Source organism: Thermopirellula anaerolimosa (assembly GCF_054657335.1).
In genome coordinates this window covers 537781-553603 of the sequence record NZ_BAAHYX010000004.1, presented here as the reverse complement: position 1 = coordinate 553603, position 15823 = coordinate 537781, and the positions used below count along the sequence as shown (strand labels likewise).

General features: G+C 60.0%; 16 protein-coding genes. 15 read left to right on the top strand and 1 reads right to left on the bottom strand.

The window, feature by feature from the left end; all coding sequences use genetic code 11:
* Window positions 1-68: 68 nt before the first annotated feature.
* From fliJ to flhB, 15 genes are all read left to right on the top strand, one after another.
* On the top strand, window positions 69-521 hold the full coding sequence (gene fliJ, locus ACYQ6J_RS02760; protein WP_460182668.1) for a flagellar export protein FliJ: 453 nt from the start codon (window positions 69-71) through the stop codon (window positions 519-521).
* A complete protein-coding gene (locus ACYQ6J_RS02755) occupies window positions 518-1183 on the top strand; it encodes a hypothetical protein (RefSeq protein WP_460182667.1) in 666 nt (221 codons plus the stop codon). Before fliJ ends, ACYQ6J_RS02755 begins: the two co-directional genes overlap by 4 nt.
* 22 nt (window positions 1184-1205) lie before the next feature.
* Entirely contained in the window at window positions 1206-2885 is a 1680-nt protein-coding gene (locus tag ACYQ6J_RS02750; RefSeq protein WP_460182666.1) for a flagellar hook-length control protein FliK, read from the top strand.
* 53 nt (window positions 2886-2938) lie between these two features.
* On the top strand, window positions 2939-3388 hold the full coding sequence (locus ACYQ6J_RS02745) for a flagellar hook assembly protein FlgD (protein ID WP_460182665.1): 450 nt from the start codon (window positions 2939-2941) through the stop codon (window positions 3386-3388).
* A gap of 221 nt (window positions 3389-3609) precedes the next feature.
* Window positions 3610-6063 carry a flagellar hook-basal body complex protein gene (locus ACYQ6J_RS02740; protein ID WP_460182664.1) on the top strand — a complete coding sequence of 818 codons (2454 nt, stop codon included), beginning with the start codon at window positions 3610-3612 and terminating at the stop codon, window positions 6061-6063.
* Between the two features lie 123 nt (window positions 6064-6186).
* Window positions 6187-6426 carry a flagellar FlbD family protein gene (locus ACYQ6J_RS02735; RefSeq protein WP_460182663.1) on the top strand — a complete coding sequence of 80 codons (240 nt, stop codon included), beginning with the start codon at window positions 6187-6189 and terminating at the stop codon, window positions 6424-6426.
* A 3-nt stretch (window positions 6427-6429) separates the two neighbouring features.
* On the top strand, window positions 6430-7212 hold the full coding sequence (locus tag ACYQ6J_RS02730) for a motility protein A (RefSeq protein WP_460182662.1): 783 nt from the start codon (window positions 6430-6432) through the stop codon (window positions 7210-7212).
* Between the two features lie 76 nt (window positions 7213-7288).
* On the top strand, window positions 7289-8056 hold the full coding sequence (locus ACYQ6J_RS02725; protein ID WP_460182661.1) for an OmpA/MotB family protein: 768 nt from the start codon (window positions 7289-7291) through the stop codon (window positions 8054-8056).
* Window positions 8057-8278: 222 nt separating this feature from the next.
* Window positions 8279-8920, top strand: a complete 642-nt coding sequence (locus ACYQ6J_RS02720) for a flagellar basal body-associated FliL family protein (protein WP_460182660.1) — start codon at window positions 8279-8281, stop codon at window positions 8918-8920.
* Between the two features lie 138 nt (window positions 8921-9058).
* Entirely contained in the window at window positions 9059-9796 is a 738-nt protein-coding gene (fliN, locus tag ACYQ6J_RS02715; RefSeq protein WP_460182659.1) for a flagellar motor switch protein FliN, read from the top strand.
* A gap of 100 nt (window positions 9797-9896) precedes the next feature.
* Window positions 9897-10835: a FliO/MopB family protein gene (locus ACYQ6J_RS02710; RefSeq protein WP_460182658.1), complete on the top strand. Its 939-nt coding sequence runs from the start codon at window positions 9897-9899 to the stop codon at window positions 10833-10835.
* Between the two features lie 93 nt (window positions 10836-10928).
* Entirely contained in the window at window positions 10929-11825 is an 897-nt protein-coding gene (gene fliP / locus ACYQ6J_RS02705; protein WP_460182657.1) for a flagellar type III secretion system pore protein FliP, read from the top strand.
* A gap of 78 nt (window positions 11826-11903) precedes the next feature.
* A complete protein-coding gene (gene fliQ / locus ACYQ6J_RS02700) occupies window positions 11904-12170 on the top strand; it encodes a flagellar biosynthesis protein FliQ (RefSeq protein WP_460182656.1) in 267 nt (88 codons plus the stop codon).
* A gap of 62 nt (window positions 12171-12232) precedes the next feature.
* Window positions 12233-13027, top strand: coding sequence for a flagellar biosynthetic protein FliR (locus tag ACYQ6J_RS02695; RefSeq protein ID WP_460182655.1), 795 nt, complete (start codon window positions 12233-12235; stop codon window positions 13025-13027).
* 67 nt (window positions 13028-13094) lie between these two features.
* Window positions 13095-14183: a flagellar biosynthesis protein FlhB gene (gene flhB / locus ACYQ6J_RS02690; protein WP_460182654.1), complete on the top strand. Its 1089-nt coding sequence runs from the start codon at window positions 13095-13097 to the stop codon at window positions 14181-14183.
* Window positions 14184-14241: 58 nt separating this feature from the next.
* On the opposite strand, the gene ACYQ6J_RS02685 is transcribed toward flhB, so the two are convergent.
* The gene (locus ACYQ6J_RS02685) at window positions 14242-15561 is read right to left on the bottom strand and encodes a sulfotransferase family protein (RefSeq protein WP_460182653.1); all 1320 of its coding nucleotides are present in this window, start codon (window positions 15559-15561) and stop codon (window positions 14242-14244) included.
* Window positions 15562-15823 lie beyond the last annotated feature (262 nt).

The following is a 15823-nucleotide window of genomic DNA, read 5'->3' as shown; positions in this document are numbered from 1 at the left end:
GCGAGATCGAAGGTCAAGCGGCGGAAGAGGTCGGCCAAGCAAGAGAATCCAGTCGGATGAAATGAGTCATGGCGAGCTTCCGGTTTCGATTGCAGACGATCTTACGTTTGCGCGAGAACGAGCGCGATGAGAGGCGGAGAGAATTGGCTCAGGCCGTTCAAGCCAAGGAGGTTTTGGAGGAGTACGAGCGGCAAACGGCGGCGGAGTGGCAGCGTCTCAACGAGCGACTCCGCGACTGCTCGCGTGTGGGCGAGGTTCAAGTGGACCTGATGCTGAATTTGCGTCGCTACCAAATGACGGTTGCGGCGCAGCGGGATGTTCTCAAAGGGCAAATGGAGCAGGTGGAGCAGGAGATCGAGCGGAGGCGAGAACGGTTGGCGGAAGCCGATCGCCAGGTCCGCGTGCTGGAGATGCTCCGCGAAAGGCAGTTGGAGGAGTATCGCCGAGAGGAGAATCGCCTGGAAACCAAGATCTTGGACGAAATGGGAACTCGTACGGTGCGTAGTGAGGTCGAGTCGTGATTCGCTTGGCGGAAGCCTTGGGTGCGCTGGCGGTTTATTTCCTGGCGGCCTTGGCCCTGGGCACGATCATCGTCTGTGTGCACGTTTGGTTGGCTTGGAAGGTGACGCCCCAGCGGGTGACGCAGGCGTTGGACGTGATTCGTGGGAGGTCGCCGGTTGCCGCGGTGAATACGTCCTTGCCGGAACCTGCCGAGCCTGCCGAAGAACCGTCCTACGATGCGATCTTGCAGCGTCGCGCCCTGGCGTATCGCGACTTGGAGTTGAAATCCCTCGCCTTGCAAAATCTTCAAGATCAGCTCCGGGTCGAGGAAACACGCTTCGATGAACAGCAGAAGCTGTTGGCGAAACGCGAAGAGTCCTTCCAGGAGAAAGTCAAGGCGATCCAGGATGAATCCGTCACCGCGGGACGGGAAACGGTGCGCCGCACCCTGGAGAGTATCAAACCCACTCAAGCCAAATTGCTCCTTTTGGACATGCTGAACAAGGGCGAGGAGCAGGAAGTCGTCGCATTGCTCGCCGAGATGAATGATTCCAAGCGGAGTAAGATCATCGCCGAGTTCCGAACTCCCGAGGAGACGGACAAGATTGCCGAAGTGCTACGCTTATTGCGGGAGGGCGGCGAGATGGCGGAAATCGCGGGGGCCAATGCACCTGCGCCTTGACCACGGTTGGGAGAGCGAATGCATGTCGGAAGTCGCGGTGGAACGTGGAGAAATCGGGCTGGAACGCCTGCGGATTGCGTTCGCGGAGCGAGCGGGAAAAGGCACGGGCTTGGACTCCGCCTTCGCGGACCTGTTGCAGACGCGAGTGGAGGATTCCACGCGGACGGCGACCTCGGTGAAGGCGGAGGATCGCGCTGCGTCATCTTCCGCTTTTGTGGAGGATTCTTCCGGAGCGGACGAGACGAAAGAGGAATCCGGACGGGATGAAGAAAAGGACGACGACGCTCGCGCGGAAGAGTCGCGGCAGGTTTCGGCGGGCGAGGTTGCGGGAGATGTTCCACCCGTCGCCACGGATGAAAAGCAATGGGTAACGGTCGCGAAAACAGGGTCGGCACAATCTGAGACGGCATCGGCGGATCGCACCGGAGCACGATCGGACGGCGAAAGAGACGCTTCGTCCGGCGAGTCGCTTCCCGAGGTTGACGATGCGGCCAAGGCCCGCGCGCGGCCTGGTTCCGAGATCGAGAATGCAATCGCCGAAAAACAATCAACAGCCCAAGGGGAGATCGATCCTGCGGTAGGCGACAAACCGGAGAAAAAAGAATCGGACGGTAAGAAGGCCTCTGAACTCGAACCGGCGACCGAGATCGCGATGACGGAGCCTTCCGAAGTGCCGGTAATCGCAGGCGACTTGCCGGATGGGAAAAAGATCGAGGGTGAGGACGCCAATAAGACTGCGACGAACCGGAAGACGCAAGCAGGGGAGAAGGAAGAAGCCAAAGCCGCCGTGACGCAGATTGGGGAGGCCAAGGAGGCAATTCGAGCGGCCGCGGATGCCGGGGCGAATCCTTTGGCGGCGCCGAGCGCGCGGGGAACGGAGGGGGACGACACATCGGTTATCGAGCGAGGCCGATCCAAGGGGAAAAGGCACTTTCAAAAAGGCGACGTCGGTGGGGACGAGAAGATCAATCGGTTTCAGCCGACGGGAGGCTTGCAGGAAACGCCGCGTGGGATTCCCGATCGACCGATCGCCGCGCAGAACCTCGCCCCAGCGCCCGCCGAGAACGCAGGTCCTTCGGTTGCGGCGACCCCTACCGGTACCGCCGTCGCCGCATCGGAGTCGAATGCCGCGGCGAATGCGCCCCCTGTGGTTGGGGGGGCGGCAAGTACGCGGACGGATTCCGGGGGAACCGCTTCAGGGACTCCGTCGGCAACTCCGGGGCGAACCGGCGAGCAATCTCAGCCGAACCTCGATGCGGCGGATCGCGCGCGGTTTGTGCAGCGGGTATCTCAAGCGTTTCGCGCGGCGAACGAAAGGGGCGGCCATGTGCGGTTGCGACTCCATCCTCCCGAATTGGGGTCGCTCCGGGTGGAACTGAAGATCACCGACGGTGTGATGTCCGCGCGGATGGAGGCGGAATCTGCCGCCGCGCGCGATCTGCTGGCCGAGCACCTTCCGGTCTTGCGGCAACGATTGGCGGATCACGGTATTCGCGTGGAGCGATTCGAGTTGGATTTGATGGGACGCGACGGGCAAGGCCCCTCGCAGCAGGCCTTCCAGTCGCCTACGGACGGACAGGGCAGGCGGCACCACGAAATGACGCCCTCGCGGCGGCGGGCACAGGCGATCGAGTCCGCCGGGCGACCGGAGGGGATCGCAGTGGGAGTGCGCAGTGCGAGCGGAATCGACGTCATGATTTGAGCGACGGAGACCGAGGAAAAGAACGGCCTCAAGAAAAGGCTGGGAGTACGAAAATGCAAACGTCCGCCGTGAATATCAAGGGACAAGTCGGCGCACAGAATCCCAATGGAAACGATGCGTTTCGAAATCTCGACTTGAACTCATTTCTGTCGATGATGATCGCGGAACTGCAAAACCAAGACCCGCTCAACCCCATGGATAATGCCCAGCTATTGCAGCAGGTCAGCCAGATTCGCGAGATCGAATCGAACCTGCGATTGGTCTCCACCCTGGAGAATATGGGCCGATCGCAGAATCTCACGGCTGCGGCAGGGCTCATCAACAAGACGATCCGCGGTCTGACGGAGTCGGGTGATGCCGTGGAGGGGCGCGTGGAGCGTGTCAGCATGGATAAGAACGAGGTCTACTTGCACGTTGGAGATCAGAAGGTCCCCTCGAAAAACATCAGCGAGGTTCTATCGCAGCAAGCCGACGCGACGCTTGCCGAGATGTTTGGGCTGTGAAGTCGGCAGGGAACCGTTGAATTTGCGGCCATTCGAGGACGGTCCCCGAACAGATGACACCGCGGTACAGGCTTAGCAATGGCGGTCGCAAGGTAACGGCGTTTTCGACGACAAGGGCTTGAGGAATACAGTAGCGACGAACGGTCCAAAGGGGGCGGCCGGTGAGGTGCGTACAAGAGTTCAGGGGGGAACGATTCCTTGGTTAAGGAGGAGGAACGAATATGGGTTTGGCATCAGCTTTGACGACGGCGTTGACCGGCTTGACGGCTTCGGAAACCACGATCGACGTGGTCGGCAATAATCTGGCGAACTCGAACACGGTGGGGTTCAAGGCATCCAACGTCGCGTTCGCCACGCAGTTTCTTCAAACGCTGGCCTTGGGCGCTATGCCCACGGATGATATGGGCGGTACCAATCCGAGACAAATCGGATTGGGAACGATGGTGGCGGACATCACTCCCAACTTCAATCAGGGTACCGTCGAAGTCAGTTCCAATCCCACGGACATGGCGATTCAGGGCGACGGTTTCTTTATCGTCGAAGGGCAGCAAAATGAGCGGCTTTATACGCGCAACGGGATTTTCAAGCTCAATTCGGCGAACGAACTGGTGACCATCACCGGGAACCGTGTTCTCGGGTACGGGATCGACGACAATTTCGAGGTCCAGCGAACGGACCTTTCGTCCATCACCATTCCCCTGGGGTCCGAGGCCGTGGCCAAGGCGACGGAGAACGTGTACTTGGAGGGCACGCTTTCTCCCACGGGCGACCTGGCGACGACCGCGGCGCGGATCCAGACGGGCGTGCTGGGAGACGGACGGTACAGTCGCCCCACCACCAACGTCAGTGTCGCATACGCCTCCGAACCTGCCGTAGGAGGGATATCGCTGGGCGGCGATTCCACCGGCGGAGGTCTGGTGCCGGGAACGACCTATGAATACCGCTTGGTTTACGCCACCGGGCCTTATTCGCCTCCACCCCCGTCCGATCCGCCGGCCTTCAGTGAAGGTGTGTATTCCAGTACGCGGACGTATACCGTCGGCGCGGGCGAGGATTCCATCGTACTGAATAATCTTCCCAGTGACGGAACGGGGACCTATTCGCACATTCGCTTTTACCGCCGTGTGGCGGGGAGCGGCGACGATTTTCGGTATGTCAGCGAAGTCGCGATGGGAACCGCGAGCTATACGGACGGCACGGCGGATGCGGGTTTGGGGCCGGCTTTGAACACGACCTTGCTCAGCGGCAATTACTCGTACTACGTGGCCTTTGAGAAAGATGGGCGGATCAGTCGCCCCAGTCCCGTCAGCGATCCCATCAACGTCATCAACGGTCGCGTGGTTTTGACCAACATACCGACGGGCGACGCCGCGGAATGGGATAACCGCTACATCTATCGCTACAACCCTCTCGACACGCAATACCATCTTGTCACCACCATCAGCGGCGTGACGGACGCGAGCGTGACCATCGTGGACAATCTGCCCGACGCCGATTTGGCGACTCAACCCACGCTGGACATGGACGGCCCCAAGATCATTCCCTCGACCTTGCTGGTCAACGTCTTGCGACGGGACGGGTCGAGCTACGAGCAGGTGTTTCAGGAAGGGGTGCTCGAGTTCACCGGGCGCAAGGGCGGTCGCGCTTTGACGGAGAAAGAATTCGTCATTACGTCGACCTCCACGGTGCAAGACTTGATCGACTTCATGGTCAATGCGATGGGTATCCAAGTCCCGACGGACGATCCCTCCAATCCGATTCCCAAGTCGCCGCCGCCGGATCCGCCCGCCGAACCGGCCACCAGTCCGGGCGGATTGGTCAGCACGGACGGCAGGATTATATTGACCGGCAACAACGGCATCGATAATGCCATCGACATCGGGCTCTCCGGAATGCTGCTCCGCCAGAGCGACGGAACCACCAGCACTGTCAACATGCCCTGGACCACGTTGCAAGAGGCCGTGGGCGAAAGCGCGGTCACGGACTTTTTGGTGTACGACTCCCTGGGTATTCCCCTGCGTGTGCGGTTGACCGCGGTGTTGCAAAGTCGCGACAGCACCTCCACGGTATACCGCTGGTTCGCCGATTCTCCCGACAACGACCCGGTGTCCGGAAGCGAGATTTCGGTGGGAACGGGCCTGATCTCGTTCGACGGTGAGGGAAATTTCATATCGGCCACCAACGATCGCATTTCCATCGAAAGACGGCACGTCTCGGCGCGTTCGCCTTTGGAATTCCAACTGGATTTCTCCAAGATTTCGGGACTGGCGGCGGACCGCAGCACGCTCACGGTGTCGCGGCAGGACGGTTCCGCCCCCGGCGTTTTGACGAGTTTCATCATCGGCGAAGACGGCCTCATTCGCGGCGTGTTTTCCAACGGCGTGACTCGCGACTTGGGACAGGTCGTGCTGGCGCGGTTCGCCAATCCGACCGGTTTGGTCCAGCGGGGGCAGAACTTGTTCGCGGAAGGCGTCAACTCGGGGTTGCCGGTGATCGGCAACCCGGGAGAACAGGGAATCGGCACCTTGGTTGCGGGCGCGGTGGAGTTGTCGAATACCGACATCGGCGGCAGTCTGATCGACTTGATCCTGGCGTCATCGATGTATCGCGGGAATACCCGGGTGATCTCCACCGCTCAACAGATGTTGGATGAATTGTTGTCGTTGCGGCGTTGATTCCCGCACGGCGTAAGCTATGTTTTGCCGAGAGGGATCCGGCCGGCCGCAGCGTTGCGGCCCGGCCGGTTGCTTACGCAATCCGCTAAGTCCGTGGTTGGCGTTTTATCCGGCGGATGAACCATGATTCGGTTGACGCGGTTGGGCGGCGAACCCTTCGTGCTGAATGCGGACTTGATCTGCTACGTGGAGGAACTGCCGGACACGTACATCACGTTGACGACGGGCGAGCGTGTGGTGGTACGCGAATCGATGAGCGAAGTGGTGCGGCGGGCCGTCACCTATCAACGCGCCAAACACTGGATGCCGCCGCCGCGCGGGACCGCGTTCCGCCAGGACGATAACGCTGAGGAAAAGGCGTGAGATATGGATATCGCCTCCGTAATCGGGTTGATCGGCGGCGTGTTGCTGATTGTCATCTCCATCGGCATCGCTCCCGGCGCATCGTTCCAGGCCTTCATCGACTATCCGTCGGTCGTGATGGTGATTGGGGGAGCGATTGCGGCGGTGCTGATCGCCATGCCGCTCAAGGACGTCTTGAAGCTGTTCGGCGTCGCGAAGAAGGTCTTCCTCAACAAGCAGGACGACGTCTCGAAGTTGATCGAGCAGATCGTTTCCCTGGCGGAGACCGCACGGCGGGACGGTCTGCTGGCGTTGGAGAACCGCTTGCAGGAGATAACCGACCCCTTCATCATTTTGGGCGTGCAAATGGCGGTGGACGGGACTCGCCCCGAGGTGATGGAAGACATTCTTCGCACGGAAATGGACGCCGTCGCCGCGCGGCATCAAAGCGGGAAGCTGATTCTCGATCAGATCGGCAAGTTCGCGCCCGCCTTCGGCATGATCGGCACCCTGGTGGGCCTGATTATCATGCTGGGCAACATGAGCGACCCCAATGCGATCGGTCCCGGCATGGCGGTGGCCCTGCTGACGACGCTTTACGGTGCGATCGTGGCCAACTTGGTCGCCATTCCCATGGCCGAAAAACTCGGTTTTCTCTCGCGCCAAGAACAGATTCGCATGGAAATCGCCGTGCGAGGGATCATGGCTATTCAAGCGGGCGAGAATCCCCGGGTGATCGAGCAGAAACTACGGACCTTCGTGCCGCCCAAGCAACGAAAGCAGGCCGACGGAGCCAAGGCGGCGTGAGACGACGGTCCCTCGCCTTGAGGTGACTCGTACGACTCGCCGCCGTAATGCGACAAAGGGAGAGGAAAATTCCGCGATGGGGAAACTGGCGCAAGAGGAGTCGGGCGGCGGCGGAGCGCCGGAATGGGTCTTGACGTACGGCGACATGATGTCGCTGCTCTTGACCTTCTTCATCATGTTGGCCGCCATGAGCGAGGTGAAAAAGGAGGATCAATTCGAGGCCCTGGCCGACGCCCTGCGAAAGCGGTTCGGCAAGTATGTGTCACTCGATGAAATCGCGATGTATTACAAGCCGACGACCGCCACGCCTTTGAAATCGGTCAGCCAAGGAAGGGAGAAGTTGGCGCGGACCCTGGACGGCGCCAGCAAGGTCAAGGGTCCGGAGGGTCGGGAAAGCCGCGTCCGAGCGATCCGCCCCAGCGACGACGCCACGACCGGCGGTGTGATTTTTTTCGAGGAGGGGACGGATCAACCCACTGCGTCGTTCGATGAGACCATTGCGAAGATCGCGAGCGTTTTGGCCGGGAAACCGCAGAAAATCGAAATCCGGGGGCACACATCCTCGCGACCGCTTCCCCCGGATTCTCCCTACAAAAACCACTGGGACCTAGCCTACGCCGAGTGCCTCAAGGTCATGGACAAGCTGACCGAGGCCGGGATCGACCCGCGCCGGATCCGGATAGCCGTGGTCGGTCCGAATGAACCCCTGTCCATCGACCCTGCTCCCGAGAAGCGGAAGATGAACGCTCGGGTCGAAATCTCCATGCTCAACGAACTGACGGACGAGTTTCGCGGCAGCGGAGAAGAAAAACTGCGGCGATTCTCGGTGCCTGTCACGCCTTAGTCCCCATCGGGGACAAGTCCCAGTCATGCGATCCCCTCCTGTGCGGGGTGCTGCCCGCGTGCTCGGCCTCTGCGATCGGCCACGCTCTTGGCTTTTGCTGACATTCGCATTGCCAAGACGTGACCTATACTCTTCTTAGAGGCGGAAAAAGACTCTTCCTGTTTTGGGACCGTCGCCCTGTATGCGGAGGCGGTTCCGATACATCTTGTCAAAGGGCGAGCTATGGCGAAACAAGATGCTCCGAAGAAGAACAACCAAGTCACCGACGAAAAGCAAGCCCCGCAAGAAAAGGAAGCTGCCGCACCGCAATCGAAGGGGCACATGCTGGGCAAGCTCAAATTAGCGGCCTTCGTCATGGGGTTGGTGGCGGCGGAAGCCATTGCCGCGTATTTCCTGCTGCCCGGATCGAGTTCGGCGGGGACGATGGATCCTGAAAAGCTGGCGAATCCGGCGGAACCTCAAGCGACGGCCCAAAGCAAGGGCGTGGACGTCCCGGAAACGAAAATGGACCCTACCGCCAATTTGGGGGTTCCCGGAACGGGCGATGAGGTGGAGGTGGATTTGGGGAATTTCAGCGTCACGGCCTTCCAGCCCGCCACTCAGACCACGCTCCGCATCGACTTCCACCTTTGGGGGACCGTCGGCGGGAAACAGTCGGAAGAGTTCATGGATCAGTGGAACAAGAACATGAATCGCCTCCGCGATCAGATTCTGGTGATTGTTCGCAGCGCAGAGTTGACAGACCTGACGGACGCCGGTTTGGGGTTGATCAAAAGGAAGATTTTGGAGAAAACTAACCATGCTCTAGGAAAGCCCTACCTTCGGACCGTGGTGTTTAGCGAGTTCTCGTTTATCGAGCAGTAGTCGCGATGGTTTGCGGGATCGCCTCCCGTTAACGGTGATTGCGGTCCCGGCTATGTCCGGAGCAGGGCGTCGAGGGGATCTCGACGGGCGTGAGGTTTCGGTGCGCATAGGCCGGCCTTCAAGTGGGAACGGATTCTCATGTCAGGCGACGACTTACTGAATCAGGCGGAAATTGAAAAGCTGCTGGCCCAGAACAAGCAGCAGTCTCCGCCCGAAAGCAGCGGCGGTCCTCCGCAGGCGGGCGATGATCGTCCCCTCGATCAAAGTGAGATCGAATCGCTGCTGAATTCCGCAAAAGGCTCCGCGGCAGCGCAGCCTGCGGCCCCGGGAGCGGGTTCTCAGGATCAGGACGCCGACAAGATACTCGATCAGAGCGAAATCGAGAGGCTTCTTCAAAAGACCGGGCGCGCGGTACCGCCGACCAAGGCCGGGAAACCCCCAGTGGCGGAGCCTGCACCAACGGCCTCCGAGTCGGAGATTCCGCGGGAGGATCTCGAGTATCTTCTACGCCAGGCGGAGCAGGCGATTGCCTCTTTGAACACGCCGGACCCGACCTTGCCGCCGGGAGTGATCGCGTTCCAGTTGCCGGAGTTCGCAGGGGCGCCGCCCTCGACCGAGACCGCCACCCTCGACCTGATCAAAGAGGTCGAGTTGGATGTCAAAATCGAGCTTGGGCGGACGAGGATGTATCTCGAGGACGTTTTGAGGTTGCGGCGAGGTGCCGTCGTCCCCTTGGATAAGTTGGCCGGCGATCCGGTGGACATTTATATCAATGGACGATTGGTCGCCCGGGGCGAAGTGCTGGTATTGAACGACAGCTTCTGTGTCCGTGTTGCGGAATTGGTGGCGGGACAGGAACCCGTCGCCGAGGTGTGAGCGTAAACAACTCGCCCCGAGCAAGCAGGCAGGATGTCCGCGATTGAGCTGCGGTGGAATGAGGGCGGAAGGTACGACTTCCAATATTAGGATGGCACGGATGCGGTTTCCCAAAGGTCGCCGGATCACGACACTGCCGCGGCGGGCGAGAAGTACGCGAGGCCGTTTCTCCCTCGCGCAAACCGCCGGGAATCTCTGCCCGGGAATTGTCGCATGGATTGCGGCGATCGTCATCATCCAACCGGTTTGGGGACAGGTCCCAACGTGGCCGCCCAATCCGGTCGCGCCGTCCCAATCTGCCGGACCGTCGAGTTACGCAAACGGTGGCGGAAATTCCTGGGACCCTCGTTTTTCCTCGGGAAATACCGCCGTCGGGAATAGCGGTCGGGCGTTGGGAAACGCCTCGTGGGTCGACGGGCCTTCTTCCGCCTATGCCAACGGGAGTCCGGTGCCCGAGCGACCGGAGACAACCGCGGCGCTTGTTAGTGCGCAAATCCCCGTACCGGAACGGAATACCGAAAAAGAGGCGGTCACGCTTTCCGGCAATGCCTCGGCCGACGCGAGATTGGCCGCGGATAAGGATGCCGCCGGTTCGCAGGAGAGCCTGTTGCGACTGCCGCGTTCCGATTCCGAGAAAGGACAGGGCGGAAAGCTGAATCCGTCGGCATGGGGTCCGATTGCCACGACCTTGAGCGCGCTGGCCGTCGTCTTGGGAATCTTTTTGATCTTCGCCTGGGCGATGCGGCGAGCATCGGGAAAAGGCGCTTCGGGCCTTCCGAATGAATTGGTGGAAATCCTCGGCCAGATTCCGTTGAACGGTCGGCAAAGGCTGTGCGTGCTTCGCTTTGGTAGAAAGCTGGTTTTGGCGTGCGTCAGCGTGGACGGGGCCGAAACATTGGCGGAATTGACGGACCCGGAGGAGGTGGAGGAACTGTTGGCGATTTGGCGCCGCAGTTCGCCCGCCAGCGCTACCCACGCCTTTCGCAAGGTCTTCGCCCAATACGCCGCCGATGAGACCATGCGGAAACAAGTGGGTTGAACGAGCAAAGCACCGGGGAAACGCGGCGGTCGTTTGGATTGGTCCGCCGGGATCGAGAACCGTCATACCGGTTCCCTCAAAACGGGTCGCATTATGGCAGGGAAGCCGAACTGCGAGATCATCGGGTCGCGTCGTGAACCACGCCGCGGTCGGTCGGTCGCGGTTCGCTCTTTCGTGCGGCATCACTTTCCGATCTGGGGTTGCGTGTTGGCCTTGTTGTTGCCCGGCGTCCCCGTCGCGGCCCAGTCCGCCGGCAGTGCTACCGGGTCGAATCGGCCGCTGGCGATCTCCATTCCGGAAACCGTGGCGGCGGGACCGGAACGCTGGACCAGTCCGGAAGGGCTGTCCTCCACGCTCCAAGTGATGCTTCTGCTGACGGTGCTGAGCCTGGCTCCCGCCGTCATCCTCATGACCACCTCCTTCATCCGCGTCGTAGTGGTCTTGGGGCTATTGCGTCAGGCCCTGGGCACGCAGAATCTGCCGCCCAGCCAAGTCATCACCGGATTGGCCCTCTTCATTACGTTGTTCGTGATGACCCCCGTGTGGAAACAAGTCTACGACGATGCGATCGTGCCTTATCAAAACAGGCAAATCTCCTTGGAGGAAGCCTGGGAAAACGGAAAGCGGCCCATTCGGCAATTCATGGGTTTGCAAATCGAACGCTGCGGCAACAGCGAAGACGTGTGGCTCTTTCTGCGGCACATGCAATTGGAGCAAGAGCCGCAAACCTACGCGGACGTGCCCATCCAAGCCTTGATTCCCGCCTTCATGCTCAGCGAACTGAAGACGGCCTTCCTCATCGGTTTCCAGATTTACCTTCCCTTTCTGATCATCGACATGGTGGTTTCCTCCGTAATGGTCTCGATGGGCATGTTGATGATGCCTCCGGTGCTGGTATCGCTGCCTTTCAAGCTTCTGCTATTCGTGCTCTTGGACGGGTGGCACCTGGTGGTCGGCATGCTGATGGAGAGTTTCGCTCCCTTTGCCTGACGCGACCCGATTCGTATCGCAACAAGGCGACACGCCGAGACGCAGATCGGCGCGCCGAGTAATCCAAAGGATGCTTCGATGGACGTACAGGGCGCCGTGGAATTGACCCGCGAGGCGTTGTGGATCGGAATCCTGATCGGCACGCCGGTACTGGTAACCGGAATGTTGGTGGGGCTACTGATCGGCTTGCTCCAGGCCGTGACGCAGATTCAAGAACAGAGCTTGGCGTTCATACCCAAGCTTGCGGTCATGATGTTGATCTTCCTGTTGACCTTGCCGTGGACCTTGACCCACATGATCGAGTACGCGCAGCAATTGATCGGGCAGATACCGTCCAATTTGTGAATCGCGAGGAAATCGAGGCGAAGCGGGCGAAGGTCGCGCGTGGTCCAAAGAATAGGGCGTGCATGGGTTGGCTTGTAGATTGGGCTTTGCAGCAATTCTTTCTGTTCACGCTGGTGTTCTTTCGCACCAGCGGATTGGTGATCGCTGCGCCGGGCTACGGTTCGTCGGAGATACCGCTGCAAATCCGGGCACTGTTTGCCTTTTCGTTGGCGCTGGTTCTTACGCCCTTGCAAAACCAGTGGAGCTTGCCGCAAACGCAAGGGATCTTAGGCTACGGATTGTTGACGGCGGGAGAGTTGGCCCTGGGATTCATGCTGGGTTTCGGCGTCGCGGTCATCCTGCTGGGGATCGAGTTGGGCGGAGAGTTGATCGCCCGCATGGGCGGCGTGATGATGTCCGACGTGTACGATCCCTCGGCGGAATCGGAGGTGCCGGTCTTTTCCCGTCTCCTCTTCCTCCTTGCCCTGGCGGTTTACCTCGCCGTGGGCGGACATCGCCTCTTGTTGGAAGGCTTGATCGAGAGTTTTCGCGTCCTGCCGCCGGGACGCGTTTTGAACGCGGAGCAATACCCGGCCCTGCTGGTCGATCTGGTCTCGCAAAGCTTCGTGCTGGGGATTCGGGTGGGCGCTCCGGCGGCGACGGCACTGTTGACGGCGACGCTGGTTTTGGGCCTGATTAGTCGCACGTTGCCGCAGTTGAATCTGTTGATGTTGGGATTCGGCATCAATGCGGTGGTGGCCATCGGGGCCTTGCTGCTGACGGTGGGCCTGATCGCCCAAGTCTTTGAACAGCATTTGGATTCGGCCGCGGCCGATATGTTCGGCGTGCTCCTTTCGACGGGCGCCGCCGGCGGATAACGAGCGTGCAGCGGATGGGACCGGATCGCCGTCCTAACCGCGCAATGACCAAGGCGAATCGCCGCCTATGCCTGAGCAAAACGGCGAAAAATCCCAAGACCCTACGCCGCATCGCCGCCAAAAGGCCCGCGAGGAGGGCCAGGTCGCGCGCAGTCAAGACTTGGTGTCGGCCCTGGTCTTACTAGGGGGCACGGCGGCGCTGATGATGACCGGTCGCGCAGCGCTGGAATCCTTAATCCGTCTGTCTCGCTATCATTTGGGGGCCGAGGCGTGGTTGCGGATGGACGTTGCCGACACCGTTGCACTATTCCGCCAAATCTTGTGGGAACTAACGCTCGTCTTGGGACCTATGTTGATTGCGATCCTGGTCGTAGCGACGGCGGCCAACTTTCTCCAGACCGGATTTCTCTTCCTGCCGCAAAAATTGATGCCCGATATTTCTCGGCTCGATCCGATCAAAGGGTTCGGCCGGATATTCTCTCTCAGCAATGCTTTCCGGCTGGGATTGGGGCTTGTCAAACTCTCCGCGGTCGCGGCAGTGGCTTTCCTCTACCTCAATTCTCGGCGCGACGAGATCTTGGGTTTGGCTGACCTGGAGATGCTGCCTTTGGCCTGGTATTTGGGCGACTTGCTCTTGGGCATCACGCTGCGTTTGGGATTGGCCTTACTGGTGTTGGCCCTACTGGATTTCGGCTTTCAGTTTTGGAAGCACGAACAAGATCTGAAGATGACGCCGCAAGAGGTGCGGGAAGAGTTGCGGAACCTGGAGGGCGATCCGCAGATCGCCGCTCGCCGCCGCATGGTTCAAAGGCAATTGGTCCTGAATCGCGTCAATCAAGCGGTACCCAAGGCGGATGTCGTCGTGACCAACCCGACGGAGTTGGCCGTCGCTCTCCAGTATGACCCGGAAAAAATGGCCGCTCCGATCGTCGTGGCGAAGGGGGCCGGTTTGGTGGCGGCGAATATCCGGCGTTTGGCGCTGCAACACGGCATCCCGATCATCGAAAAAAAGCCCTTGGCCCAAGCGCTTTTCCGAGACGTGGAGGTCAATCAGCCCATTCCGCAAGAGCTATATGCCGCCGTGGCTGAGGTGCTGGCTTACGTGTATCAGCTCAAAGGAAAGAAGCCGCCGAACCCGCAACAACGTGCGGCCTAGCGGGCATCGCACCGGACCACGGAGGCTGTTGTCCGGATCGTATGTTGTCCGGGTAGCATCAAGGCAAACGTGGTCGAGCGGTCGTCTTCCAGGGGCGCTGCAATGGTTGGCGCCGCGGCGGAACATCGTCGGGGGCCGTGGCGAAGGATTGAATCTCACAGTCCTTACCGCCGGAAGATGAGGGTTTCTCGGCGTCGGCCTCGTGCGAGTCGGGTTGCGCAGCGTTCACCCCACAACACTCGTCGATCGGATAGCCGTAGCGTTCGAAGAAGAATCGCCAGCGTCGGCCGATTTCGTGCTTGACGGCGGCATCGAGTTCGAATCGGTTACGTTGGTAACCCGACCTTTCCCGAATGAACCGGCTCAAGCCCTCGCGGACCGAATCGAAGCCGTCCAGTCCCAACTCGCGGTAGATGCGCTTCATTTCTCCCACGGGATCGGAAACGAGATTCTCGTAGCTGACTTCCGTGAAATTGCCGGGCGGAATGAGAGGGCGATCGGCTTCGAAACGCTGGTACATCTTCTCAAAGGTCTCGAAGATGTATTCCTCCAGGCCGTAGTGCGTCGGAATTTGAAGGCCTTCGTCTCGCGAGAGTCGGCGCCAAAGATTCATGGTCGACGGAAAGAGGGAGTACGGATTGCGGTAGATATGGACGAACTTGGCGTTCGGGAACATATCCAAGAGGACGCGGATGCGCGCCGTGTGAGGCGGGGATTTGAGGACGATGCGCCGATTCTCCCGCAGGGTGACGCTTTTCAAAAAGTGCAAGAAGCCTTGCTTCCAATTCTGCAACTCGTCCGCGGTCAGCTTATCCATGTATAGAAATCGCTCGTAGCGCCGCGGTTCATTGGGGAAGATGAGGCTGAGGTAAGGGGAGGGCAGGCCCATGTTGCACAGGGCGAACTCGTCCTCTTGCGGTCGCTCCCAACCGAAGGGCATGTTGTCGATGGGGCGCTTCTTAGGCATGAGAAGCCCCACCAGGGGCGCCAGGCACCAACGCGAGATCAAAAAATGGTTCGGCGCGAAGCAAGCATAACTATCGGTGTACCCGTGGCGCTGATCGACGATGAACATCTCGTGGAGCAGCGTGGTGCCGGACCGCCAGTGACCGACGATAAAGATGGGATCGCCTTGTAATGCCGTTTGGCGAATGCGGCGCCCTAAAAGCAGTCCCTGGACCGCGGCGAGAAACGAATTCAACAGGCCGATCAAGGCAATCAGTACTGACATGCCGATGCGACTCGGCGCAATGCGGAAGCGATGGGCAGCCAGTATCCGCATCCAAGGGAGGAAGGTGATTCCATCCCAAAAACGGGGAATCCATGGACGGTCTCGATAACCGCCGATGTTCTCACTCCGGTTGCTTTCTTCCGACATGCTTCACGCTGATCCGTTGAAATGTTGCGAGAACCGCTGTACGACGGCGTTCAGCCGACGGCGGTGATGCGGCGATCGAAACTGTGACGGCTGACAGGCGACCTCGGCTTCCGGTTGTTCGCCTCGTCGGGACCGTGGGAAGGGACGACCGCCGTTGCCGCCAAGGAAGGTTGTTTACGTGTTGTACCAGGTTGGAAAGCGAACTCCCTTAACTTACCCGAAAATCGCAATTCTTCCAATCTTCTCTCGAACCCCACGATGC